The 21501-nt window shown below is 71.9% G+C and carries 18 protein-coding genes and 3 tRNA genes; 10 read left to right on the top strand and 11 right to left on the bottom strand.

The features are described 5' to 3' along the window. The first annotated feature begins 50 nt into the window (after positions 1–50). A complete protein-coding gene (locus ACZ6S5_RS05180; protein ID WP_465997924.1) occupies positions 51–749 on the top strand; it encodes a glycosyltransferase family 2 protein in 699 nt (232 codons plus the stop codon). 25 nt (positions 750–774) lie between these two features. On the opposite strand, the gene ACZ6S5_RS05175 is transcribed toward ACZ6S5_RS05180, so the two are convergent. Both ACZ6S5_RS05175 and ACZ6S5_RS05170 read right to left on the bottom strand, forming a co-directional pair. Continuing rightward, entirely contained in the window at positions 775–1662 is an 888-nt protein-coding gene (locus ACZ6S5_RS05175; protein ID WP_465997922.1) for a transketolase family protein, read from the bottom strand. Between the two features lie 2 nt (positions 1663–1664). Continuing rightward, positions 1665–2360, bottom strand: coding sequence for a transketolase (locus ACZ6S5_RS05170; protein ID WP_465997920.1), 696 nt, complete (start codon positions 2358–2360; stop codon positions 1665–1667). A 46-nt stretch (positions 2361–2406) separates the two neighbouring features. On the opposite strand from ACZ6S5_RS05170, the gene soxR reads away from it, so the two are divergent. Continuing rightward, entirely contained in the window at positions 2407–2871 is a 465-nt protein-coding gene (soxR, locus tag ACZ6S5_RS05165; protein ID WP_465997918.1) for a redox-sensitive transcriptional activator SoxR, read from the top strand. Between the two features lie 4 nt (positions 2872–2875). Here soxR and ACZ6S5_RS05160 read toward each other — a convergent pair whose 3' ends face one another. Further along, positions 2876–3850, bottom strand: coding sequence for an NAD(P)H-quinone oxidoreductase (locus ACZ6S5_RS05160; protein ID WP_465997916.1), 975 nt, complete (start codon positions 3848–3850; stop codon positions 2876–2878). 412 nt (positions 3851–4262) lie between these two features. On the opposite strand from ACZ6S5_RS05160, the gene ACZ6S5_RS05155 reads away from it, so the two are divergent. After that, positions 4263–4349: transfer RNA gene (locus tag ACZ6S5_RS05155), tRNA-Ser, on the top strand. Between the two features lie 7 nt (positions 4350–4356). Here ACZ6S5_RS05155 and ACZ6S5_RS05150 read toward each other — a convergent pair. Further along, complete coding sequence (locus ACZ6S5_RS05150) at positions 4357–5115, bottom strand: class I SAM-dependent methyltransferase (protein ID WP_465997915.1); 759 nt, start codon at positions 5113–5115, stop codon at positions 4357–4359. Between the two features lie 241 nt (positions 5116–5356). On the opposite strand from ACZ6S5_RS05150, the gene ACZ6S5_RS05145 reads away from it, so the two are divergent. Further along, positions 5357–5890 (top strand): YbhB/YbcL family Raf kinase inhibitor-like protein, encoded by a 534-nt coding sequence (locus tag ACZ6S5_RS05145; RefSeq protein WP_465997913.1) that lies wholly within the window; start codon positions 5357–5359, stop codon positions 5888–5890. A gap of 39 nt (positions 5891–5929) precedes the next feature. Here the strand turns inward: ACZ6S5_RS05145 and ACZ6S5_RS05140 are convergent, their stop codons facing one another. Continuing rightward, positions 5930–6640: a class I SAM-dependent methyltransferase gene (locus ACZ6S5_RS05140; RefSeq protein WP_465997911.1), complete on the bottom strand. Its 711-nt coding sequence runs from the start codon at positions 6638–6640 to the stop codon at positions 5930–5932. Between the two features lie 210 nt (positions 6641–6850). On the opposite strand from ACZ6S5_RS05140, the gene ACZ6S5_RS05135 reads away from it, so the two are divergent. After that, positions 6851–8662 carry a hypothetical protein gene (locus ACZ6S5_RS05135; protein ID WP_465997909.1) on the top strand — a complete coding sequence of 604 codons (1812 nt, stop codon included), beginning with the start codon at positions 6851–6853 and terminating at the stop codon, positions 8660–8662. A 10-nt stretch (positions 8663–8672) separates the two neighbouring features. Here ACZ6S5_RS05135 and ACZ6S5_RS05130 read toward each other — a convergent pair whose 3' ends face one another. Next, a complete protein-coding gene (locus ACZ6S5_RS05130; protein WP_465997907.1) occupies positions 8673–9458 on the bottom strand; it encodes an IucA/IucC family C-terminal-domain containing protein in 786 nt (261 codons plus the stop codon). Positions 9459–9793: 335 nt separating this feature from the next. On the opposite strand from ACZ6S5_RS05130, the gene ACZ6S5_RS05125 reads away from it, so the two are divergent. Then, positions 9794–11323 (top strand): peptide deformylase, encoded by a 1530-nt coding sequence (locus ACZ6S5_RS05125; RefSeq protein ID WP_465997905.1) that lies wholly within the window; start codon positions 9794–9796, stop codon positions 11321–11323. Positions 11324–11372: 49 nt separating this feature from the next. Here the strand turns inward: ACZ6S5_RS05125 and ACZ6S5_RS05120 are convergent, their stop codons facing one another. Further along, positions 11373–12494, bottom strand: coding sequence for a globin domain-containing protein (locus tag ACZ6S5_RS05120; RefSeq protein WP_465997903.1), 1122 nt, complete (start codon positions 12492–12494; stop codon positions 11373–11375). 145 nt (positions 12495–12639) lie between these two features. Here ACZ6S5_RS05120 and ACZ6S5_RS05115 point away from each other — a divergent pair, with 145 nt between their 5' ends. After that, complete coding sequence (locus ACZ6S5_RS05115) at positions 12640–13413, top strand: CPBP family intramembrane glutamic endopeptidase (RefSeq protein WP_465997902.1); 774 nt, start codon at positions 12640–12642, stop codon at positions 13411–13413. On the opposite strand, the gene ACZ6S5_RS05110 is transcribed toward ACZ6S5_RS05115, so the two are convergent. After that, a complete protein-coding gene (locus tag ACZ6S5_RS05110) occupies positions 13400–14728 on the bottom strand; it encodes a hypothetical protein (protein WP_465997900.1) in 1329 nt (442 codons plus the stop codon). The two genes, ACZ6S5_RS05115 and ACZ6S5_RS05110, sit on opposite strands and share 14 nt — an antisense overlap. Before the next feature lie 713 nt (positions 14729–15441). Between ACZ6S5_RS05110 and ACZ6S5_RS05105 the strand changes: the two genes are divergently transcribed. Beyond that, positions 15442–15532: transfer RNA gene (locus tag ACZ6S5_RS05105), tRNA-Ser, on the top strand. A 36-nt stretch (positions 15533–15568) separates the two neighbouring features. Then, a tRNA-Arg gene (locus ACZ6S5_RS05100) sits at positions 15569–15641 on the top strand. A 150-nt stretch (positions 15642–15791) separates the two neighbouring features. On the opposite strand, the gene ACZ6S5_RS05095 is transcribed toward ACZ6S5_RS05100, so the two are convergent. Further along, complete coding sequence (locus ACZ6S5_RS05095; protein WP_465997898.1) at positions 15792–16346, bottom strand: site-specific integrase; 555 nt, start codon at positions 16344–16346, stop codon at positions 15792–15794. 149 nt (positions 16347–16495) lie between these two features. Here ACZ6S5_RS05095 and ACZ6S5_RS05090 point away from each other — a divergent pair, with 149 nt between their 5' ends. Beyond that, positions 16496–17029 carry an orotate phosphoribosyltransferase gene (locus tag ACZ6S5_RS05090; protein WP_465997897.1) on the top strand — a complete coding sequence of 178 codons (534 nt, stop codon included), beginning with the start codon at positions 16496–16498 and terminating at the stop codon, positions 17027–17029. Positions 17030–17118: 89 nt separating this feature from the next. On the opposite strand, the gene ACZ6S5_RS05085 is transcribed toward ACZ6S5_RS05090, so the two are convergent. Further along, positions 17119–17895 (bottom strand): DUF2785 domain-containing protein, encoded by a 777-nt coding sequence (locus ACZ6S5_RS05085; protein ID WP_465997895.1) that lies wholly within the window; start codon positions 17893–17895, stop codon positions 17119–17121. 459 nt (positions 17896–18354) lie between these two features. After that, positions 18355–21453, bottom strand: coding sequence for an FG-GAP repeat domain-containing protein (locus ACZ6S5_RS05080; protein WP_465997893.1), 3099 nt, complete (start codon positions 21451–21453; stop codon positions 18355–18357). Positions 21454–21501 lie beyond the last annotated feature (48 nt).

Here is a 21501-nt window from a genome sequence, read left to right as displayed (position 1 = left end):
CCAGCCAGGTTAGGCTAGGGCCGACTTACCGTCGCCACCGTGGAGAACCCGTGAAGCTCTCGATCCTCATGCCGGTCTACAACGAGGAAGAACGCATAGCGGATGCCTTGAAGCAGGCATTGGCGGTGGACTATCCGTGCGAGATCGAGCTCGTCGTCGTCGACGACGGCAGCCGGGACGGCACCGCGGAGGTCCTCGACCGGGTCGACGACCAGCGGCTGCGGGTCGTCACGCACCAGCGCAACGCGGGCAAGGGCGCGGCCATCAAGACCGCCGTCGACAACGCCGAGGGTGAGTACATGGTCATCCTCGACGCCGACCTCGAGTACGACCCGCAGGACATCCCGAAGCTGCTGGAGCCCGTGCTCGACGGGCGGGCGAAGGTGGTCTACGGCAATCGGACCTTCGGCAGCCACAGCGCCTACAGCTTCTGGTACGTGATGGGCAACAAGGGCGTCACCACCGTGGCGAACGTGCTCTACAACTCCTACATCGGCGACCTGGAGACCTGCTTCAAGCTGATGCCGCTGGAGCTGTACCGCTCGCTGGAGATCCGCTCCCGCGGCTTCGGCATGGAGGCCGAGGTCACCGGCAAGCTGCTGCGCCAGCGGATCCGCCCGTACGAGGTGCCGATCAGCTACCGCGCTCGGGGCCGCGAGGAGGGCAAGAAAATCACCTGGAAGGACGGCGTCGAGGCGGTCTGGATCCTGGCCCGCGAGCGCGCCCGGCGCCGGCCCGTCGCCGGCTGACGCCGCCCTTCCGGTCCCGCCCGGCTCAGCCGGCCGGATGCAGGAACGCGTCGACCGAACGGCGCAACCCGGCGGCGTCCAGGCCGTGCCAGCGGTCGTGGTCCGCCGGCGAGCCGTAACGGCGCAGGTCCGTCCGGCCCACGCCGAGAGCGAGCAGCCGGTGCGGCCGGTCGGCCAGCGCGTCGCCGACCACCCGGGCCGAGGTGCCCGCCAGGTACGGCTCCACCAGGATCACCTCGGTGCCCGCGAGGGCCCGCAGCCCGGCGGTGTCGAACGGGCGCGGCCGGTGGGTGTACGCCACGGTGACCGGCCGGTCGGCGACCGCGGCGAGCGCCTCGTCCAGCAGCGGCCCGACCGCCACCAGCAGCGGCGCCCCCGGTCCGGCGTCCCGGACCACCCGCAGGTCACCCGCGTCCGGGTACGCGGTCCCGTTGCTCTGCGTGGAGAGCCGCACGTACGCCGAGTCCTGCCGGCCGCACATCACATCGCGCAGCACGCCGGGCACCTCGTCCCGGTGCCCGGGCACGTGCACCGTCCAGTCCCGCAGGGTGTCGATCAGCGCCACGTCGGCCGGCGCGAAGTGGGTCCGCCCCGCGGCCGCCCGGTCGTACGACGCGCCGACGCTGACCAGCACCGCGCCGACCCCCTGGTGGTCGAGGTCCAGCTTGAGCTGCTCGTACGCCCGCTCGACCAGGAACGGCGCGTAGCTGTGCACGATCGGGCGCAGCCCGGTCAGCGCCAGCCCGCCGGCCACACCCACCATGAGCTGCTCCCGGATGCCGACGTTGAGCACCCGGTCGGGATGACGTTCGGCGGCCGGGGCGAACGCCGCCGCGGAGATGTCGGCCAGCACGACGGCGGTCCGCGGGTCGTCCAGGAACTCGGTGGCGGTGCTCACGAAGGTCTCGCGCATGGTCACTCCCCGCTGTCGGTGACGACCGCGACGACGACGTGCGGCCGGTGGTGGTCGTGCCCGGTGAGGGCGGTGTGCAGGGCCTCGTGGTCGCGGCCGTCGACGGTCGCGGCGGTCCACCCGTTGACGGTGAACCGGTTGGCCGCGCCGCCCGGCCAGCCGTGGCTCGCCGACCGGTTGTCCAGCACGATCGCGGTGAGGTTGCCCAGGCCGGTCGCGCCCGCGTACGCGATCGCCTCGTGGTTGGAGCCCTCGTCCAGTTCGGCGTCGCCGAGCAGCACGTACACCCGGGGGTCGGGGCGACCCTGGGCGCGCAGGCCGAGCGCGGTGCCCACGCCCAGGCCGAGGCCGTGCCCCAGCGAGCCGGAGCCGATCTCCACCCCCGGCACCAGCGACCGGTCCGGGTGATCGCCGAGGCGGCTGTCCGGGCCGCCCTGGTCGTCCAGCCATTCCACCGGTACGAAGCCCTTGGCGGCGAGCAGCGCGTAGTAGCCGGCGACGGCGTGCCCCTTCGAGAGCAGCAACCGGTCCCGGTCCGGGTCGTCGACGGTCTCCGGGCTGATCCGGAGCACCCGGTCGTAGAGCACCTGGAGCACGTCCAGGGTCGAGTACACGTTCGGGCCGAAGTCGCGGCCGGCGCGTACCCGGTCCAGCAGGGCCGCCAGGAGGGCGGGGTCGGTGGCGGTCGTCGTCGTCATGCGGATAGCCTCGGAGTTGAAGCGCACTTCAACTCAAGGCTCTGTGATGCACGAAGCACTCACCATCGGACAGCTCTCCGCCCGCAGCGGGGTGGCCCCCTCCGCGCTGCGCTACTACGAGCGGCTGGGGTTGATCCGGGCCGAGCGCACCGGCGGCAACCAGCGCCGGTACGCCCGCACCGAACTGCGCCGGGTGGCGTTCGTCCGGATCTCCCAGCAGGTCGGCGTCTCGCTGGAGGAGATCAGGGAGGCGCTGGACTCCCTGCCGTCCTCGCGTACGCCCACCCCGGACGACTGGGCCGCGCTGTCCCAGGCGTGGCGGGACCGGCTGGACGAGAAGATCCGGCTGCTCGGCAAGCTCCGCGACGACCTGGACGGCTGCATCGGCTGCGGCTGCCTGTCGTTGCAGCGCTGCACCCTCTACAACCCGGGTGACTCGCTGGCCGCCGAGGGACCGGGCGCCCGGCTGATGCTGCCCCGGTCGGCGGAGCCGGACGGCGAGGCGGCCTGACCGGTCACCGGACCAGCAGCACCTTACCCACGTGGTCGTTGGTCTCCACCAGGCGGTGCGCGTCGGCGGCGTCGGCCATCCTCGCCCGCGCGTGCACGACCGGCCGGACCGTCCCGGCCTCGATCAACGGCCACACCTGCTCGCGAACGCCCCGGACGATCGCCGCCTTCTCGTCGAGCGGGCGGGACCGCAACGCCGTGGCGTGCACCGAGGCCCGCTTCGCCAGCAGCATGCCCAGGTCCAGCTCGCCCTTGCGGCCGCCCTGCATGCCGATCACCACCAGCCGCCCGCCGGTGGCCAGCGCCGCCACGTTCCGCGACAGGTACGCGGCGCCCATGATGTCGAGGATCACGTCCGCGCCCCGGCCGTCGGTGACCCGTCGGACCTCCTCGACGAAGTCCTGCTCCCGGTAGTCGACGGTGTGCGCGGCACCCAACTCGCGCAGCCGCGCGTGCTTCTCCGCCCGCGCGGTCACCACCACGGTCGCCCCGAGCGCCACCCCGAGCTGGATGGCGAACGTGCCGATCCCGCTGCCGCCGCCGTGCACCAGCAGCGTCTCGCCCTTGGCCAGCCGGGCGAGCTGGACCACGTTCGACCAGACCGTGCACGCCACCTCCGGCAGCGCCGCGGCGTCCACCAGGTCGACCCCCGCCGGCACCGGCAGCAACTGCCCGGCCGGCACGGCCACCCGCTCGGCGTACCCGCCGCCGGCCAGCAGCGCGCAGACCTCCTGACCGACCGCCCACCCGGTGACCTGGGAGCCGATCTCGCTCACCACCCCGGAGCACTCCAGCCCCGGGTACGCGGGCGCGCCCGGGGGCGGCGGGTACTGCCCCTGCCGTTGCAGCAGGTCGGCCCGGTTCACCGCACTGGCCCGCACGTCCACGACCACCTCGTCGGGGCCGGGCTGCGGGTCGGGCACCTCCGACCAGACGAGGGCGTCGGGTCCGCCGGGCTTCGGGATCGTCATCGCGCGCATGGCCCAGTCTTACCCGATCCGTCCCTCCGCCCACGCCCGAGCCAGGATCTCGTCCACCGTCTCCGCCGGGGTCTGCACCGAGCTGTCCAGCCACAGCCCGCGGCGGCGGCAGGTCGTAGCGGAGCCGGAGCTGACGCCATGCCTCGTCGGAGAGGTCGGCGGTCATCGCCGCCCGCCCGCCGACGATCATCCGGCGGAACACGTCACCGCGCAGGTGCACCGACCGGGGCAGTCGCCGGGCCAGCAACTCGGCCACTGTGGACTTCCCGGCCGCCATGATTCCGCTGATCAGCACCACACCGGGCGTATCCCACACGCGCCCATCCTGCCAGTCAGGGTGGGGACGCCCGGTTCGGCCGGGAACGGTCCGTGGCAGACTATGCACGGTCGCGTACCCCTCGGGGACGCGCCGGGAGGGTTCGCCTAGTGGCCGATGGCGCTGGTCTTGAAAACCGGTAAGGCAGCGATGTCTTCGTGGGTTCGAATCCCACACCCTCCGCCCGGCATCAGCGCCGTTCGAGCGTGAGCAGCGGCTCAGCGAACACCGGCGCTGGTGCGTCGGGGTCTGCGGCAACAGCCTGCTCCAGTCGGCGGAAGCCGGCCTCCAGTTCGTCGGGACCGAGCTGCGCGAAGAACGAGAGGGTGCGCAGGCGCAGCCGTTCGAGCATGTCGCCGCAGGTGCCCGCGGACGGCTCGGTGACCGTGCCGAAGCTGGTGACGCGCCAGCCGACCGACGTGAACATCGCGATGGCCTCGTGCAGCGGCTGAAACAGCGAGGCGTCCACCTCGTAACCGCGGGGGAAGTGCCCCAGCCACCACGGCCGGGGATGGTGGTCGCTGAAATTCGCGCGCAGGAGCAGCCGCCCGCCGGGCCTGAGCACCCGGGCCAACTCCAGGACTGCCCGGGGCTTGTCCTGGACGTGGTGCCAGGACAGGAACATGAGAGCGTAGTCGGCGCTGCCGGACGGCACCGGCAGGTCCTCGGCGGCGCCGGCCAGATACCGCACACCGGGATGCTGGGCCTGCGTCTGCGCGACCTCGCGCATGCGGACCGACGGCTCGACGCCGGTGACCGGCCCGAATGCTCCGGCCAGCGCGGGGGTGAACCTGCCGGTCCCTGAGCCGATGTCCAGCCCCGTCAGCGGACGCCGCTCGGGCAGCACCGCTTCGAAGGCGTTGATCCATACCTGCAGTTGCTGCTCGGAGAGCGCGCGGCCGCGCGCGTAGTCCTGGTGCTGCTCCGTGTCGTAGTCGATCGACCTCATCGGACCTCCCGTGTCAGCCGGGCGCCGCAAGTGCCACCCGATATATCACTCCGATACATCGGCAAGATATTCGCCGTGGCGTCACCCCACAAGGCCTGTTTCTCGGGGAGCTCAACGCCTACCTGCGGGCTGCGACTGCGGCTGCGCGTGCCGGACACGACGCGCTTTCGGTTCGTTCCGGGGCGTGGAGGGGGTATGAAGGGGCGCAGGACATTCGCGCGCACCCGGAAGGACCGTTTCGATGACCCTGGAACGACCGATCGCCCCGGACCCCTACGAGCTGCTGCCCACGGTGCCGTCGTTCAACCTGACCAGCGACGACGTGCACAACGGCGAACCGATGGACGCGCGGTACGCGCACGGCAGCGCCGGCGGCGAGAACGTCTCCCCGCAGCTGTCCTGGTCGGGCTTCCCGGACGGGACCAAGAGCTTCGTGGTCACCTGCTTCGACCCGGACGCCCCGACCGGCAGCGGCTTCTGGCACTGGGTGCTGGTGGACGTGCCCACCTCGGTGACCGAGCTGCCGAGCGGCGTGAAGGAGAGCGACCTGGGCGGCGCGTTCAGCATCCGCAACGACTACGGCGACACCGGCTACGGCGGCACCGCCCCGCCGCCCGGTGACCGCCCGCACCGGTACGTCTTCGCCGTACACGCGGTGGACGTGGAGCGCCTCGACGTGGGCAAGGACGCCAGCCCGGCCTTCGTCGGCTTCAACCTGGCGTTCCACACCCTGGCCCGGGCGGTGATCCGCCCGACGTACCAGATCAAGGAGTGACGAGGTGGGGCCTCCGCCGACGCGGAGGCCCTGTTCCGGTCAGTCCGGGACGCGGGCGACCGCGAAGACGGACTGACCGAACGGCGGGCGTACGGCCTGCTCGGCCGCCTTGGTGGCGGGCAGGACCAGGCTGTCGTAGATCTTCACCATCGGGCCCTCCTTCGGCATCAGCCGGAAGACCTTGGTGGCCATGAAGTAGCCGATCAGGCCGAGCGCGTTCGCGTAGTGGATCTTCTCCACGGTGAGGCCGGCCTCGGTCATCGCCGCAGCGAGCGTCTTCTTCGTGTAGCGCCGGACGTGGCCGGTGGCGATGTCCGCCGGGCTCATCGCGAACTGGAACGCCGGCACGATGATGACCACCGCGCCGCCCGGCCGGACCAGTTCGCGCATGCTGCGCAGCGCGCCCACGTGGTCCTCGATGTGCTCCAGCACGTTGTACGACACGGCCGCGCTGTAGTCCCCGCGCTCGGAGTGCGGCAGCAGCATCTGCCGGACCTCGATGGCGGGGTGGTCGGCCAGCCGCTCCTTGAGCCGGATCAGCCGGTCCGGGTCGGCCTCGGTGGCGGTGATCCGGGGCAGGTGCTCGGACCACTCCAGGGCGTAGTCGCCCAGCCCGCTGCCGATCTCGATGGGGTTGTCACCGAGGTAGGGCACGGCCAGCTCGACGAACCACCTGCGGTGGTTGACCGCCGTCGCCAGCCCTTCGAGCACCTCCGACTGGACGCGCTGATCCCCAGTGATTTCTGCCATGCGTCGATTCCTCACGATATGACTGACCCGCGCCTGGACCGACAGAGTCAACCATCTGGATGGCTGGGGGGGGAAATCGGGGCACCGGGGGTGGCCGAATTGCGGTCGGGGGAGGGCACGTGATCGGCGGTTGGCGAACCCGGCACATAGTACGCCAGTACCCAGAAACTGTCACGGCCCAGCCATACCCTGACTACGCTCTGAATTGTCATGACTACTCCTCAATCGGACGCCGTCCGCGGCGGTCCCGCCGAGGGTGCGTCCGACGGGGGCGAGCAGCCGACATGGGGGCGGTGGATCGACCTCGCCGCCGTGCTCAGCTTCGTGCTGCTCGCCTTCTGGGTCACCGCGCGGTTCTGGGCGAACCCGGCCGCCGGGGTGCGGGACAACCGTTCCGACCAGGCGCAGTTCGAGTGGATGATGGCACACGGTGCGCGGGTGGTGACGCAATTCGCGGATCCGTTCACGACCGACCGGATGAATGTGCCGGACGGCGTCAATCTCATGGCAAATACGTCCGTATTATCCATTTCTCTGCCAATGGCACCGGTCACCGTCTTGTTCGGGCCGCGCTGGGCGTTTCTGCTCTTTCTCACCCTCGGAATGGCCGCCACCGGCATCGCCTGGTACTTCGTCCTTTCCCGGGTGCTGATCGGCACCCGGGGGCCGGCCTGGCTCGGCGCCGGCTTCTGCGCCTTCGCGCCGGCGATGGTGTCGCACGCCAACGCCCACCCCAACATCGTCAGCCAGTTCGTGGTCCCGTTGATCGTCTGGCGTACCGTGCGCCTGGCCGAACCGGGCCGCTGGCTGCGCAACGGGGTGCTGCTCGGCCTGGTGATCGTCTGGCAGGCCTTTCTCAACCTGGAGATCCTGCTGATGACGGCGATCGGGCTGGGCGTGATGGTGGTCGCGCTCAGCGTCGGCCGGCCCGAGCTGCGCCGGGCGATCCGGCCGTTCTGCGCCGGGCTCGCGGTCGCCGCCGTCGTCGCCGGGGCGCTGTTGGCCTACCCGCTGTACGTGCAGTTCTTCGGGCCCGGCGCGTACCAGGGGCTGTCCCGGCTGATCCGGGGCTACCGCACCGACCTCGCCTCGTTCGTCGCCTGGTCCCGCGAGTCGCTGGCCGGGGACGCCCGGGGCAGCGTGTGGCTGGCCAAGAACGCCACCGAGGAGAACGCCTTCTTCGGCTGGCCGCTCGTCGTCCTGGTGGTGGCGCTGGTCTGGTGGCTGCGGCGCAATGTCGTGGTGCTCGCCCTGGCCGGTGCCGGGCTGCTCTTCGCCGTCTTCTCACTCGGCCGGGAGATCCGCTACGACGGGCACGACACCGGCATCCCCGCCCCGTGGGCGGCGCTGGAGAAGCTGCCGATCCTGCACTCGGTGGTGCCCACCCGCTGGTCGCTGGCGCTCACCCCGATCATCGGGATCCTGCTTGCCCTCGGCGTGGAGCAGGTCCGGCAAGTGTCCCGGCGGCACCCGGCCGCCCGTCCGCAGCTCCGCTTCGCCACCGCCACCGTGCTGACCATGGCGCTGCTGCCGATCCTGCCCACCCCGCTGCCCGCGGTACGCCTCGACCCGACCCCCGCCTTCGTCACCTCCGGGGCCTTCCGGCCATACGTGGCCGGCGGGCACAGCATCGTGACGCTGCCGCTGCCCGACACCACGTATCCCGATCCGCTGCGCTGGTCCGCCGAGACCCGCCTGGACCTGCCGCTGGCCCGCGGCTACTTCCTCTACCCGGACACCAGGCCGGGCAGGGGGCGGGTGGCGCTCTTCAGTGGGCCGCCGCGCCCCACCAGCACCTTCTTCACCACCATCCGTACCACCGACGGGGTGCCGCCGATCATCCCGTCGGACCAGGTGGCCGCGGTGGACGACCTGCGCTACTGGCGGGCCGGCGCGGTGATCCTCGACCCCCGGCTGCGGCAGGCCGACGCGCTGCGGCGGGGGATGACCGCGCTGACCGGGATCGAGCCGACGTACGCCGGTGGCGTCTGGCTCTGGGACGTCCGGCCGCTGGTGGACTGAGCGGCGCCGGTCAGGACGGGCGGAGGCAGCAGCCCTGGCAGATCTTCGGCCGCGGCAGGGTGAAGGCCAGGCAGCAGGTGCGCCGCTGCACGGTCGGCTCGCCGGCGGCGCCGGGCACCAGCTCCACCAGGTCGCTCAGATCGAGCGTGTCGAGCAGCGTCCCGATCGTCGCGGTGGCGGAGCCGGGCAGGGCGTCCGAGGCGCGCAGGATGCCGTGCGCGATGCCCGAGGCGACCGAGCCGAGGAGCGTACGCGTGCCGAGCCGGACCTCGGTCTGGATGGCCGCGATCAGCGGCGCGAAGTGGGCGTCGAGCAGGGTGGCACGCAGCGCCCGCAGCAGCGCCGCCTCGTCGGCGACCACCCGTACGTCGGGGTGGCCGGCCAGCGCCAGCGGGTCGCCGGGCAGCACCGCGACCGTGGTCGAGCTGCGCAGGCCCAGGGTCAGCAGCTGGTGGTGATCCTCGAAATGGACCAGGACGTCGGCCGGGTCGAGCAGCGGCACCCGCCGGGCCGAGGCCCAGCCGAGCACCACCGGCAACGCCGTCCAGTAGCTGTACGACTTCCAGGCCAGCGCGGCGCAGGCGTGTGGGGTGCCGCCGAAGCGCCGGGTGGCCGCGCGGAGGAACTCGGGCAGCAGGGTGCCGTCGATCAGCCGGGCCGCCGGGGACCAACGGGCCTCGTCGGCGGTGACCAGCAGCCCGGGGGCGAGCCCGGGCAGGTCGTCGGTGCCGAACATGGCGCGCAGGGTGGCGGTCACGGGGGCGAGCGGCGGGGCGACGACGTCGCGCCTCGGCATCACCGCAGTCACCTTGATCCGTCCCCTGTCTGGTGGTTCCCATCGGTCGGCGTCCGTCGTCGGCCCTAACTAAGGCTAGCCTAACCACAGCTCCCGGCCGGGGGAAAGTCGCACCGAGGGGTCGATGGAGAGGTCCCGGTCACTCCGCGGCCGTCGCCGCGTGCCGGGTACTACCCGGGCGGGCGGGCGGAAAACGCCGCCAGGCGGGCCGGTGGGACCGCGCAAGTATCGACGGCCGCCGTTGAATTGGCAAGACACCTGTCCAATAGGAGGCAGTTTCCGTACACGTTCGGCCACCGAACGTGAAAATGAGGCTCCCGCGTACGAGGAAGCCGATGTCGACCTCACCCATCGAGCGTGCCGCCGACTCGTTCGCGGCCGAGCTCGCCCGGCACCGCACCGGCCGAGGGCTGTCCAAGAAGCAGTTGGCAACTCTGATGGGCTTCGACCCGTCGTACGTCAGCCACGTCGAGGGGCGCCGGCACCGGCCCACCGAGGACTTCGCCCGCCGGGCCGAAGCCGTCCTGGAGGCCAGCGGTGCGATCTGGCAGCGCTTCCGCGAGTACGACGAACTGCGGCACGGCCGCTCCGGAGGCAACCACCGGGAGCCTCCCCTCCCCGGGCAGTGGCTGCCGCCCGGCACCGGCCTGGTGGTCGAGCGGGAGTCCGCCACCCTCACCTATACCGACGAGGGCTACCACTGCGCGATCCGGCGCGAGCTGTACAACGCCGGCACCGAACCGGTCACCCGCTACCTGGTCCGGGTGGCCGTGGACCGCTACCCCGACGACCCGGGCCGCTCCAACCGGCACCACCGCGAACACCCGCTCACCTTCGCCCAGCTGCAACTCGCCGCGTACCGGGACGACGGGACCACCCGCGAGCCGATGCACTGGCGGGCCAAGCACGACCGGGACGCGTTCAAGGAGATCTGGCTCCTCTTCGAGAACGCCGAGGGGCGGTTCCCGCTCTACCCCGGCGACCGGGTCGCCATCGAGTACGCGTACCGGGTCGGCCGGGACAAGTGGGGCCCCTGGTTCCAGCGCGCCGTACGCCTGCCGACCCGGCACCTCGCCGTCCGGCTCGACCTCCCCGCCGGCCTCGACCCGAAGGTGTGGGGGGCGGAGACGTCGCTCTCCGCCGAGGAGGGGCCGCTACGTACCCCGATCCAGCGACGCGCCGAGGGTGACCGGGTGATCCTCGACTGGTCCACCGACGACCCACCGCTGAACGCCCGCTACCGGCTGCAGTGGCGGTTCCGCAGCGTGCCGCCGGAGACCGAACCGGACGGCCCCGGACCGGGCGTCCGGGTGCGGGCCAGCGACCGGATGCGCGGCATCGGCATCGTGCAGCGCGGCGACGACCTGCTCCGCCAGCCGGCCCGCCAGTTCGACCTGCCCCGGGAGCAACGCGTGGCCCGGGAGGTCGTCGACCGGCTCGCCGGCACCCTGGTCCGCCTCGACGAGCTGCACCCGTTCAGCAAGGGGGTCGGCATCGCCGCGCCGCAGCTCGGGCAGCGCTGGGCCGCCGCCCTGGTCCGCCCCGCCGGCCGGGCCGCCGAGCCGGTCGTCCTGCTCAACCCCCGGGTGGTCGACGTCGCCGCCGAGACCGACGAGCAGTACGAGGGCTGCCTCTCCTTCTTCGACCACCGCGGCCTGGTGCCCCGGCCGCTCCGGATCGACGTGGAGCACGCCCAGTGGGACGGCAGCCGGGTCATCACGTCCTTCGAGTACGCGACGGCCCGGCTGGTCGCCCACGAGCTCGACCACCTGGAGGGGCGCCTCTACGTCGACCGGATGGCCCCCGGCGTCCCGTTGGTCCCCGTCGAGGAGTATCGCGACACCGGCCACCCCTGGCGCTACTGAGGGGCACCGGGAGATTCCGGCACGCGGCCAGGCTCGGGGGGAGGAACGGCTACCGGGCGCCGAAGGTGTCGTACCGGATGTTGTCCGGCGGGACATCGTCGGCGGCGAGCGCCCGCAGGGTGGCCCGGACCATCGGGGCCGAGCCGGAGACGTAGCAGTCGTGGGTCGTCCACGGGCCGAACCGGGTTACCACGTCGGAGATGTCCCCCAGCTCGCCGTCGAACTCCGGGTCCTCGCTGCACGCCGGGGTCACCGACAGCCACGGGTGCGCGGCCACCAGCTCCGCCAGGCCCGGCAGGCCGTACAGCTCGTCGGGGTGGCGGGCGCCGTAGAAGACGTGCACCCAGCGGGTCCGGTTGACCCGGGCCAGCTCCTCCACCAGCGCCTTGATCGGCGCCAGCCCGACCCCGCCGGCCACGCAGAGGATGTCCCGGGCGGACGACCGGTCCAGCGTCATCGACCCCATCGGGGCGGCCACCCGCAGCAGGTCACCCGGCCTCGTCCGGCGGACCAGCGCCCCGGACACCCAGCCCGCCGCCCCGGTCGGCGTACGCACGTGGAACTCCAGCACGTTGTCGTCGTTCGGGGCGTTCGCCACCGAGTACGTCCGCCACACCCGCGGGTGGTGGCGGGGCACTTCGACGCTGACGTACTGGCCGGCCTGCCAGTGCAGCGGGTGCTGGAGGGCGCGGACGGTCAGCACCGCGGTCTCCCGGCCGTGGCGCTCGTGGGTGAGCACCTCGGCGTGCCAGAACGGCGGGTTCCCGTCCGCCGCCGCGCCGGCGAGCATCCGCTCGCAGATGCTCGCGTACGCCTCCCGCCACGCCTGGTCGTACTCCAGGTTCCAGCCGTCGCCGGCGGTGCTGCGCAGCGCGTCCAGCAGGGCGACGCCCATGGTCTCGTAGTGGCCCGCCTCGACGTGGTACTTCCGGTGGCCCCGGCCCAGCGCCCGCAGGTACTCGTCGAAGCTCACCGGGTCGTCGACCGTCTGGGTGGCGGTGACGATCGCCTCCAGGATCCGGTCGCCCTGCCCGTTCATGTGCACCGGGAAGAGCTTGCGCAGCTCGGGGTCGAGGAGGAACAGCCGGGCGTAGAAGTGGCTGCTCAGCCGCTCGCGCTCCTCCTCGACCAGGGTCCAGCTCTCCTTCAACAGCCGGGCGAAGTTCTCCACCGGGGCACGCTCCTTCTCCTGGCGGGCGGATCGGCCCTCACAGAATCTCCACGGAGCGTGCCGACCGGTCGCACAGAATGTGCGACCGGCTCATTCGGGTGCCGAGGTGGTGTCGACCGGTCCGGGCGTGCGGCACAGTGGTCCGGTGACGGTTGACGAGCTCACCCGCCCGGTGTCCCGCTGGACCCTGGGCACCGAGACGCTCCTGGTGCTCGGCCTCTCCCTCGGTCAGTCGGCCGTGTACGCGCTGGTCTCGCTGATCGCCAAGCTCACCGCGGCGGGTCCGCTCTCCAAGCAGACCGCCTCGCTGAACACCTCGGTGTCGGCCCGGCCGTACCTCGACCTGACGTACCAGCTCCTCGGGATCGGCTTCGCGCTGCTGCCCGTGCTGCTCGCCGTACACCTGCTGGCGCGGGACCCCGGCGACCCGGCGCGGACGCTCGGCGTGGACCTGACCCGGCCCGGGTCGGACCTGGCCCGGGGTGCGGGCCTGGCCGCGCTGATCGGCCTGCCCGGGCTGGCCCTGTTCTGGGCGGCGGCGCAGCTCGGCGTCAACGCCACCCTGGTCCCGGCGGCGCTGCCGCACCTCTGGTGGGCGGTGCCGGTGCTGATCCTGGCCGCCGTGCAGAACGCCGTGCTGGAGGAGGTGATCGTGGTCGGCTACCTGATCACCCGGCTGCGGCAGCTCAACTGGCGGCTCGGCGCGGTGCTCGCGGCGAGCGCCGTGCTGCGCGGCTCCTACCACCTCTACCAGGGCTTCGGCGCGTTCCTCGGGAACGCCGTGATGGGCGTGATCTTCAGCCTCTTCTACCTGCGCACCCGCCGGGTCGCCCCGCTGATCGTCGCGCACACCCTGCTCGACGTGGTCGCCTTCGTCGGGTACGCGCTGCTCCCGAAGGCCTGGTTCAGCTGGCTCTGACCGCCACGCCGTCCGGCCCGACCGCCCTGCAGCCGGCGCCCGGGCTGCCGCGGCCCGGCCGGTAGAGGGCGGTCGCGCGGGCGGCGAGTCGCTCGGCGGCGGCCGCGTCGCCCGCCGCAGCCGTGAGCATCGCCGCGCCCGGCAGCAGCCGCGAGGCCAGCCGCAGCCCCAGCCAGCCGCCCGCCTGGGCGGCCAGCGGCGTCGCCAACCGCCACGCCGCCTCGGCCGCACGCGACCACGGCCCGTCCACCGGTACGCCCGCCGACCGCACCGCGTCCAGCGCCGCACGCGCCGTGCCGACGTCCGGGTGCACCTGGGTCAGCACCAGCAACTCGGCCACCCGGTCCGGGGCACCCGGGTCCCGGCCGTAGACCGCCGCCAGGTGCAGCACCAGGTTCGCCTGGGTCCAGAGCACCGCCGCCAGCTCGGTCACCGGCGCGAGCAGGCCGGCGCCCGCGGCGAGCGCCCCGCCCGTACCGGCCAGTCGGACGAACCGCCGGGTCGCCAGCCGGGCCAGCCCGTCGGCGTCCGCGTCCGGGTAGGTCCCGCGGGTCCGCTCGGCCCAGTCGCGGGCCCGCGGTCCCAGCTCCTCGACCGCCGCGAGGGCCAGCAGCTCCGGTGCGAAACCCGGGTGGTCGAGGACCCGCGCGGCCACCGTCCGCCAGGCCGCCCCGCCGGTACGCCCCGACTCCATCTCCCGGCTCGGGCCGTTCGACGGCTCCAGAGCCGTGGCGGCCGGCTCCGGCACCGGCACCGCGACGGCGACGGTTCGCCGATCTGCGGCGGCACCCTGCTCGGACGGCGACTCGACGATGGCGGTCCCCGGGTCCGCAGCGGTAACGGACGCCGGTTGCGGCGTGCCCGTGGCGCTGCCCTGGTCCGGGGCGGTCGCCGGATCCTGCTGCGGCGGGACCATGGTGGTGCCCTGGTCCGTCCCGGTTTCCGGTACGGCCCCCGTCTGGGGCGGGATGGGCCGGGCACCGGTCTCCGTCGGGGTGTCGGTGTCGCGTACCGACGGCGCCGCCTTCTTCGCCCGGGTCGCCTTCCGGGCCGGGGCGGCCTTCTTCGTCGCGGTGGTCCGGCTGGCGGCCGCCTTGCGGGCCCGGGTGGTCGCGGGCGGGGTCGTCTCCGGAGCGGCGGCGGTGCCGCTTGCCGCGCTCACCGGCCCGGTCGGCTCGGCGCCGTCCACCCCGCTCACCGACGCGCTCGGGACGACGTCGGCCGTGACCGGTGGGACGCCGGCCGGATCCTTGCCGCTCCCGGTGGCCGTCGATGGCGCTGCGACGGGGGCGGTGTGTCCGACGTCACCCGCCATCTCGATCGGTTCTGCCGCCGGTCGACCGGCGCGCTTCCGTGCGCCCGGCGTGGCCTTCTTCACGGGCGGGGCCGCCTTCTTCACCCCGCCGCGCTTCGTCGGCCTTGTGGGCTCCGCGTCCGTGCCCGGCCCGCCAGCGTCCGACCCGTCCGCGCCGGGCCTGTCCGTGCCCGGCATGTTCCTGCCAGGCCCATCGGTGTCCGGTTCCGTAGCCCGGCGCGGGCCGCTGGCCTTCCCCTCATCGACCGGGACGACACCGCCGGTGGCGGGGGCCTCGTCGGCGGCCGCCTCGGCCGAGGGACGGGGACGCGGCGTGGCGGTCGGGGCGGGGGCGGCGGAGGTCCGATCGGGGTCGCCGGCCGGCGGCCCGGTCAGGGTGGGTTCGGGCGGCTGGAACAACACGGCCGGAGCGGCCTTCGCCCGACGCGGACGGGGCGCGGGGTCGCCGTCGGTACCGACCGGGTCGGCGGGCGGTGCCGGTGCCGGCGGCGGGGTGAAGGTCGGCTTGGTGGAGCGGCTCCGCCTGGCGCTGGCGGCGGGCTCACGACGGGGCGGATCGCTCGGCGGCTGCTCCTGCATATCGATGGAGCGTAGTCCCGGAGGTGACCTGGCACACGGGGGAAACGCGAGAGGTGCAGGTCGTATCGGTAGTCGCTTTGCCCCGGGCGGGTGCGGACCTGTATCCTCGGGCGCGGTGGTCTCCGGGCCACCGGGGAGACTTCGCCTAGTCTGGTCTATGGCGCCGCACTGCTAATGCGGTTGGGGTCTTAAAGCCCCTCCCGGGTTCGAATCCCGGAGTCTCCGCGCGAAAGCCGGGTGTGTAGACTGGCCGAGCAACGAGCGCCCGTAGCTCAACGGATAGAGCATCTGACTACGGATCAGAAGGTTAGGGGTTCGAGTCCCTTCGGGCGCGCACAGTTGAACAGCAAGAACGCACAGGGCCGGTCGCTTGCGACCGGCCCTGACAGCAAACCGGTGACAGCAACGTCATTCCTTGGCCTCATCATCGAGCAGGCCGCTGAGCTGATCGAGCGCCGCCCGCTTGTCGCCCAGGCTCACATGCCTAGGCCGTCATGGTCATCTCCAACGTGGTGTGCCCCACGATGTCCATTACCGTCCGGGGCGGCACGCCCAGGGCCAGCAGCACCGAGACGCAGCCGTGCCGGAGATCATGCAGCCGAATCGTCGGCAGTCCGGCGGTGGCGCACTCAGCCTGGATCAGGCGGGTGCAGTTGCGCGGATCCAGCGGGGTCCCGATCGGCGTGGTGAAGACGTAGCCAAGACTCGGCCACTTCGCGCCGAGTGCCAGCCGTTCCGCCTCCTGGCCCCGCTGGTGATCCGTGAGCGTCCGGACGACCAGCGCCGGCAGCGGCACCGCCCGTGCCGAACGCTGCATCTTCGTCGGGAACGTCGCTAACTGTCCCTCCACCCGATGCAGACTGCGCCGAACCCGCAGGACGCCCGCCTCCAGGTCGACGTCATCCCACCGCAGCCCCAGCGCTTCACTCCGGCGAAGACCGAGAACCGCGAACACCACGAACAGCGCGTGCAGCCGGTGATCCCGGGTCGCTTTCAGCAGCGTCCGCAGCCCGGGTGCGCAGCGGTCACGAGGGGGCACGAGGGGCAGCCGCGACGCCTGCTCGCCCCAGGCCTTTCGGGCATCACGGCCGGTTGAGCGCGCTCTTCCAAACTGAGGCTCCCGCGCTTGACGTCCAAAGGAGCCGGGAAGCCCGCTGTGCCGAGGCGCGGCACGTAAGGTCGGTCAGCGTGACCATCGAGAGTCTGGCGTCGAGGATCTACGCCGTTAGCCGTCTGACCGGTGAATTCGTGCTGCGCTCGGGGCGCACGGCCAATGAGTACTTCGACAAGTATCAGTTCGAGGCTGATCCGGCCCTGCTGGATGAGGTGGCTGCCGGTATGGCAGGACTCGTGCCGGAGGGTACCGAGGTCCTGGCCGGCTTGGAGATGGGCGGGATTGCTGTCGTCACGGCACTCGGGCGTCATGTCGGCCTACCCTGTGCGTTCGTTCGCAAGACCGCAAAACCGTACGGGACTCGCCGGCTGGCTGAGGGGGCCGAGGTCGCTGGGCGACGGGTCGTGGTGGTCGAGGACGTGGTGACCTCCGCTGGCCAGATCGTGATCTCGGCCCGCCAACTCCGCCAGTTGGGAGCACACATCGACCATGCGCTGTGTGTCATTGACCGAGAGGAGGGTGGGACGGAGGCGCTGGCCGCCGAGGGAATTAGGTTGCTGCCGATGCTCACCCGCGTGGACCTTGAGGCTGCCGCGGGCACGGCGTAACGGAGCATCTGGCTGGGCTTGGTTGGGAGTGGCGGGGACCTAGTTCCACTGGCGGCCGACCGTGGCCATCTGTCCGGCGCCCCGCCCGCCTATCCCACCATCTCTACCAGCCGCGTCTTGACCACGTCACGATGAGTGATCTGGTTGCGAGGTCCGCCGTGCTGCTCGGGCACGCCGAGGTCGGCGTGGATGTAGAGCATCCGCAGGGTGCGCAGGGCGTTGGAGACGTGTGCCGGGGTGACGCCGCGGGTGAAGCGCTTGAGTTCCGTCTCGATCGGATCGAGCCATGCCACCGATTGTGGCGGAGAAAGCTCGGGGCGGGTGAGCGTCAGCGCGATCGAGCTAGCGAGCCGGTCGTCCTCGCGTTCGGCGTACACGTGGGCGGTGGGGGCGAGTATCCGCGCAGCGGCGAGGTCGAGCATCGCTACCGGGTCGACCTCGGGGTGGCGGCCGAGCGTACCGAGCAGGTCCGCGCCGTGGGCGACCGCGTGCAGCCAGCCCAGCTTGTCATCGTGGCCCCGCAGGTCCGTCTCGGCCGGGTACCACCGTGCAAACGCCTCCTGCCAACTGGGGCGTAGGTCACCCCGGCTGACGATCATGTCGAGGACCAGGGGCGCAAACGCGCGGGCCTCAATGCGTGGGTCCGTGAAGCGCTCCGCCATGCGGTCGCCGAGCCAGGCTCGCCGTTCGCCGTCGATGACGTCGCGCGCGATCCAGGTGCGCAGCACCACGTACGGCGTGCCGTCGCGCACCTGGGGGTCGGGGTCGCCCAAGCACATCGCGAGTTCGGCAGCCAGTTCGTCGAGGTCGCCCTCGACCGGCGGAGCGCAGCCGCCGTTGTAGATCTTGTCCCAGTCGTCAGTCACGGTGAGGCAGGCTACCGCGACCGGGCCGGGCCGACTAGCGACTAGATCGGCAGGAGCGGATTGCGTACGTGCGCGCTCTCTTGGCGCCGCTGCGAGCGTCGGACGACCTTGTCACCGAGCTGGCGCAAGTCGAGGGGCCCTTCGACAGCAACGGTTGACAGCAACGCGGCCGGCCCGCCCAGGACGAGCGCGGACAAGGGGAGGCGTATCACCAGGGGCGGACACCGTAGGCGGACCGTTCCAGACGACCCCGCCGAGGCTACGGATCAGAAGGTTAGGGGTTCGAGTCCCTTCGGGCGCGCAGCAGATCAAGGGCCGGTTTCCCAGCACGGGAAACCGGCCCTTGATCGTGTTGACCCGCACGGCCGCCCCTTCGCCTACGAGTCGACGAAGCGCGGGGGCGGGGCCGGGAAAGGGCCGCCCCCGGACGCGTCGGATCCGGGGGCGGCCAGGAACGGGTCAGATGATGATCTTGTACATGTTCCAGCCGGTGCCGGCCTTGACCCGGGGGGCGAAGCTGCCGTTGCCCAGTCCGGCGTAGGACCAGAGGACGCCGTAGGCGTCCCGGGCCACCAGGTCGTTGCGGCCGTCCTCGTTGAGGTCGCCGATGGCGACCACCGAGTTGTAGATGTTCCAGCCGGAGAAGACCTTCGCCCGGCTGCTCCAGCCCTTGTTGCCGTTGCTGAAGTAGCGGTACATGACGCCGTAGGCGTCGATGCCGAGCAGGTCGCCGTGGCCGTCGCCGTTGAGGTCTCCGGCGCCGATGACCCGCTTGTAGGTGTTCCAGCCCGAGCCGACCTGGACGCGGGGGTTGATGCCCCCGTTGCCGGTGGTGGTGTACAGCCACAGCTTGCCGTAGGTGTCGATGCCGAGGATGTCGTCGTGCCCGTCGCTGTTCACGTCGCCGGGGGCGAGGATCGACTTGTACATCATCCAACCGCCGCCCAAGCTCTTCGTTGCCCGGCCACCGAAGTACAGCTGGCCGATGCCCAGGTGCGCCTTCATGCCACCGTTGCCGTCCCGGACCAGCAGGTCAGGTACGGCGTCACCGTCGAAGTCACCGAACGGCACCAGCGCCGAGGTACGCGCCGAGCCGGTGCAGCTCAGGCACCAGTCGTCGGTGTGTCCGTTGTCGTAGAGACGGCCGGGAGCGGTGGCCAGGGGATGTGTCCCGTACCAGTGGGCCTCGCCGGTCGACTTCACGCCGAGGAGCCCGGGCCCGCCGTCGCAGGCGTACCCGCGGAACGGGAACGTGCCGCAGCTGACGACGACGTCGCCCGAGCCCACCGTCACCGCGGCGGAGGTGTCGGTCGCCGTCCCGCTCAGGGCCCAGGTGTAGGCACCGTTGAGGGCCATTTCGCCGGACGGCAGCCTGCCGTCCCACGAGCTGTTCACGTTCCGCCGGGCCATGCTGCCGGTCTCGCGGTGAACCAGTTCGCCGGTCCACTTTCGCCTGATCGTCAGCTCCCACGTGAAGAGCGGGCGGCTGGACTGAATCCATGCCTGCCAGAGTTGGCCGGTCGATCGCGGGGAGAGCGAGGAGCTCGCTGAGACGTCACCGATCTGCGGCGCCGTACCCGGCACGCCGGTGTCCAGGACGTGCACGTTGTTGTTCGCGTCCACGTACGCGACGCCGGAGCCGTGCCGATCCACGACCCACGTGACACCGCGGCCGTCGGCCGGCTTTCCGACCGGCAGGTCGGCGAGCTTCACCGGGGATTGCAGGGTGCCGTCGTGGAAGTCGGTCATCTGCAGGCTCGCCGAGGCGGGTTCGTGCCGGACGAGGAACCCGTCACCCAGCAGGACCGGTCCGGCGGGGACCGGGATGTTCCGGTTGTTCTGCAGGTCGTAGACGCCGGCGGGGCCGGTCGCGCCGCACGCCCACCAGAGCCAGCGGGCGGTGGCCTGCACGTCCGTCGGCACGCACGCGACACCCGTCGAGACGGTACGGGTGGACTGCTTGGTGAGGAGGTAGGTCGCCTTGAGCTGGCCGGCGGTGCCGGTCGCCGCCCAGAGCGTGTTGAACCAGAGGCTGGCTCCCCGGATCGGCGCGGTCCAGGTGGGCGAGGACGATCGGATTTGTTGGGCGTACTGGTTGCCCGTCTGGCCGTCGTTGACCAGGACGTACTCGCCACCGGCGTCGACGATCCGCCCGTTGGTCGTCGGCAGGACCGCTTGTTGGGCTGAGGAGGTGGCGTCGTTGACCACGTACGCCGTGTCCGTCCCGGCGGCTTCTCGCAGCAGAGCGGCCGCGCCCCACGTGTTGCCCTCCGTCAGGCGTAGGCAGGGTGTGTCGGACGCGCAGGTCGCGGTGGTGGCCGGAAGGATGATGCCTTTGGCCGTGATGGTGCGGTCCGGAAAGATCGGGTGGCTGAAGACGGCGTACTGGTTCGCCCCGGTGGTCGGTGAGACCTGGGTCTGGACGTGCCGGACGAGGCCCTGGTCGTACGTCAGGCCGGCGTTCTCGACGGGGTCCTGCACCGGAAGAACCGGCGTGACGGTGGGCGTCTGTCCCGGCTGGCCGGTGATCCGGTGTACCGCCCAGTCACTGCTGCCGGAACCACCGACGGCCAGTGCGGCCCCGTCCGGCGCCTGGATGAGTGCCGACAGCGCCGGCGCGATCTTCGGCAGGAGCGTGGGCCGGGGAGCCGTGGCCTGCACGGGCACGCTGATCGCCGGGTAGTAGTCATTCGTGTTGGTGAACCGGCTGATCACCATGCCACCGTCCACGACGGCGCTGCGCAGGACGCTGTCCTGCGGCACGGTCACCACCCGCGCGGACGTGTCCGTGCCGCTCGTCAGGCCCGTACGCGAGTAGAGCTCGAACGTGCCGCCAATCGTCCCCCAGGCCACAGTGTCGCCTGAGAGGCGCCAGATCGAGGTGTAGGGGGCGCCCGGGATCGGCATGACGGTGGCGGTGGGAAGGTCGAGGAGACCGGACAACGTCTTGCCGTCGGCCGTGTACGTGATGACGGCCGAGGTGAGGTCGGCGGCCCGTGGGAGGCCCATCGACGTCGCACCGCTCGGGATGCCGGTCACCGGTGCCGTCGTCGAGCTGCCGTCCTCGGCGAACGTACGCAGCTCCAGCCTCAGGTCGGTCCCCGACGGGCGGAGCAGCATCCGCTGGCCGTAGACACCCCAGAGCGCGTAGTCGGTGGGAATCTCCCACTGCTGCCAGCTCTGGTCCGACAGATCCAGCACGCTCACCTTGCCGGGTGCCGGCTTGGCGGGCACCTGCGCGGTGGTGGAGACGCTGTCACCGCCCGCCGACTTCAGTGCCGTCGAGGCCACCCCTGCCAGGTCCTTGACCACCACGGTCGCGCCGGTGTCGTAACGGGTCCAGAGGTAGTCGGGTGAGTTGTTGTGCCGGTGCAGGAAGCCGGTCCGTCCGGCGAAGACCAGTGTCTCGTTCGCCAGGGCGGTCGGGGGGCTTTCGGGAATGACGGCGATCTCGCGGGGAGCGGTGCCGGCCTCGGCGGTGGCCGGAGCGGCCGGGATGGTCAGCAGGCCGAGCGCGAGGGTGGCCGCGAGGGCGCCTGCCGGGATTGTGCGGCCCAAGGGGATCCTCCTGGGATGAACTGCGCGGAACGCGCACAGATGCGCGCA

It is taken from the genome of Micromonospora sp. NPDC051924 (assembly GCF_055586005.1).
Note: the sequence above shows the minus strand (reverse complement) of the source record. Positions and strands in the feature narration are given on the sequence as shown.

Coding starts and splice junctions, on each gene's coding strand:
- ACZ6S5_RS05175 (WP_465997922.1), bottom strand. CDS start 1,662: ATGCGCGAGACCTTCGTGAGCACCGCCACCGAGTTCCTGGACGACCCG.
- ACZ6S5_RS05170 (WP_465997920.1), bottom strand. CDS start 2,360: ATGACGACGACGACCGCCACCGACCCCGCCCTCCTGGCGGCCCTGCTG.
- soxR (WP_465997918.1), top strand. CDS start 2,407: ATGCACGAAGCACTCACCATCGGACAGCTCTCCGCCCGCAGCGGGGTG.
- ACZ6S5_RS05160 (WP_465997916.1), bottom strand. CDS start 3,850: ATGCGCGCGATGACGATCCCGAAGCCCGGCGGACCCGACGCCCTCGTC.
- ACZ6S5_RS05150 (WP_465997915.1), bottom strand. CDS start 5,115: ATGAGGTCGATCGACTACGACACGGAGCAGCACCAGGACTACGCGCGC.
- ACZ6S5_RS05145 (WP_465997913.1), top strand. CDS start 5,357: ATGACCCTGGAACGACCGATCGCCCCGGACCCCTACGAGCTGCTGCCC.
- ACZ6S5_RS05140 (WP_465997911.1), bottom strand. CDS start 6,640: ATGGCAGAAATCACTGGGGATCAGCGCGTCCAGTCGGAGGTGCTCGAA.
- ACZ6S5_RS05135 (WP_465997909.1), top strand. CDS start 6,851: ATGACTACTCCTCAATCGGACGCCGTCCGCGGCGGTCCCGCCGAGGGT.
- ACZ6S5_RS05130 (WP_465997907.1), bottom strand. CDS start 9,458: ATGCCGAGGCGCGACGTCGTCGCCCCGCCGCTCGCCCCCGTGACCGCC.
- ACZ6S5_RS05125 (WP_465997905.1), top strand. CDS start 9,794: ATGTCGACCTCACCCATCGAGCGTGCCGCCGACTCGTTCGCGGCCGAG.
- ACZ6S5_RS05110 (WP_465997900.1), bottom strand. CDS start 14,728: ATGGCGGGTGACGTCGGACACACCGCCCCCGTCGCAGCGCCATCGACG.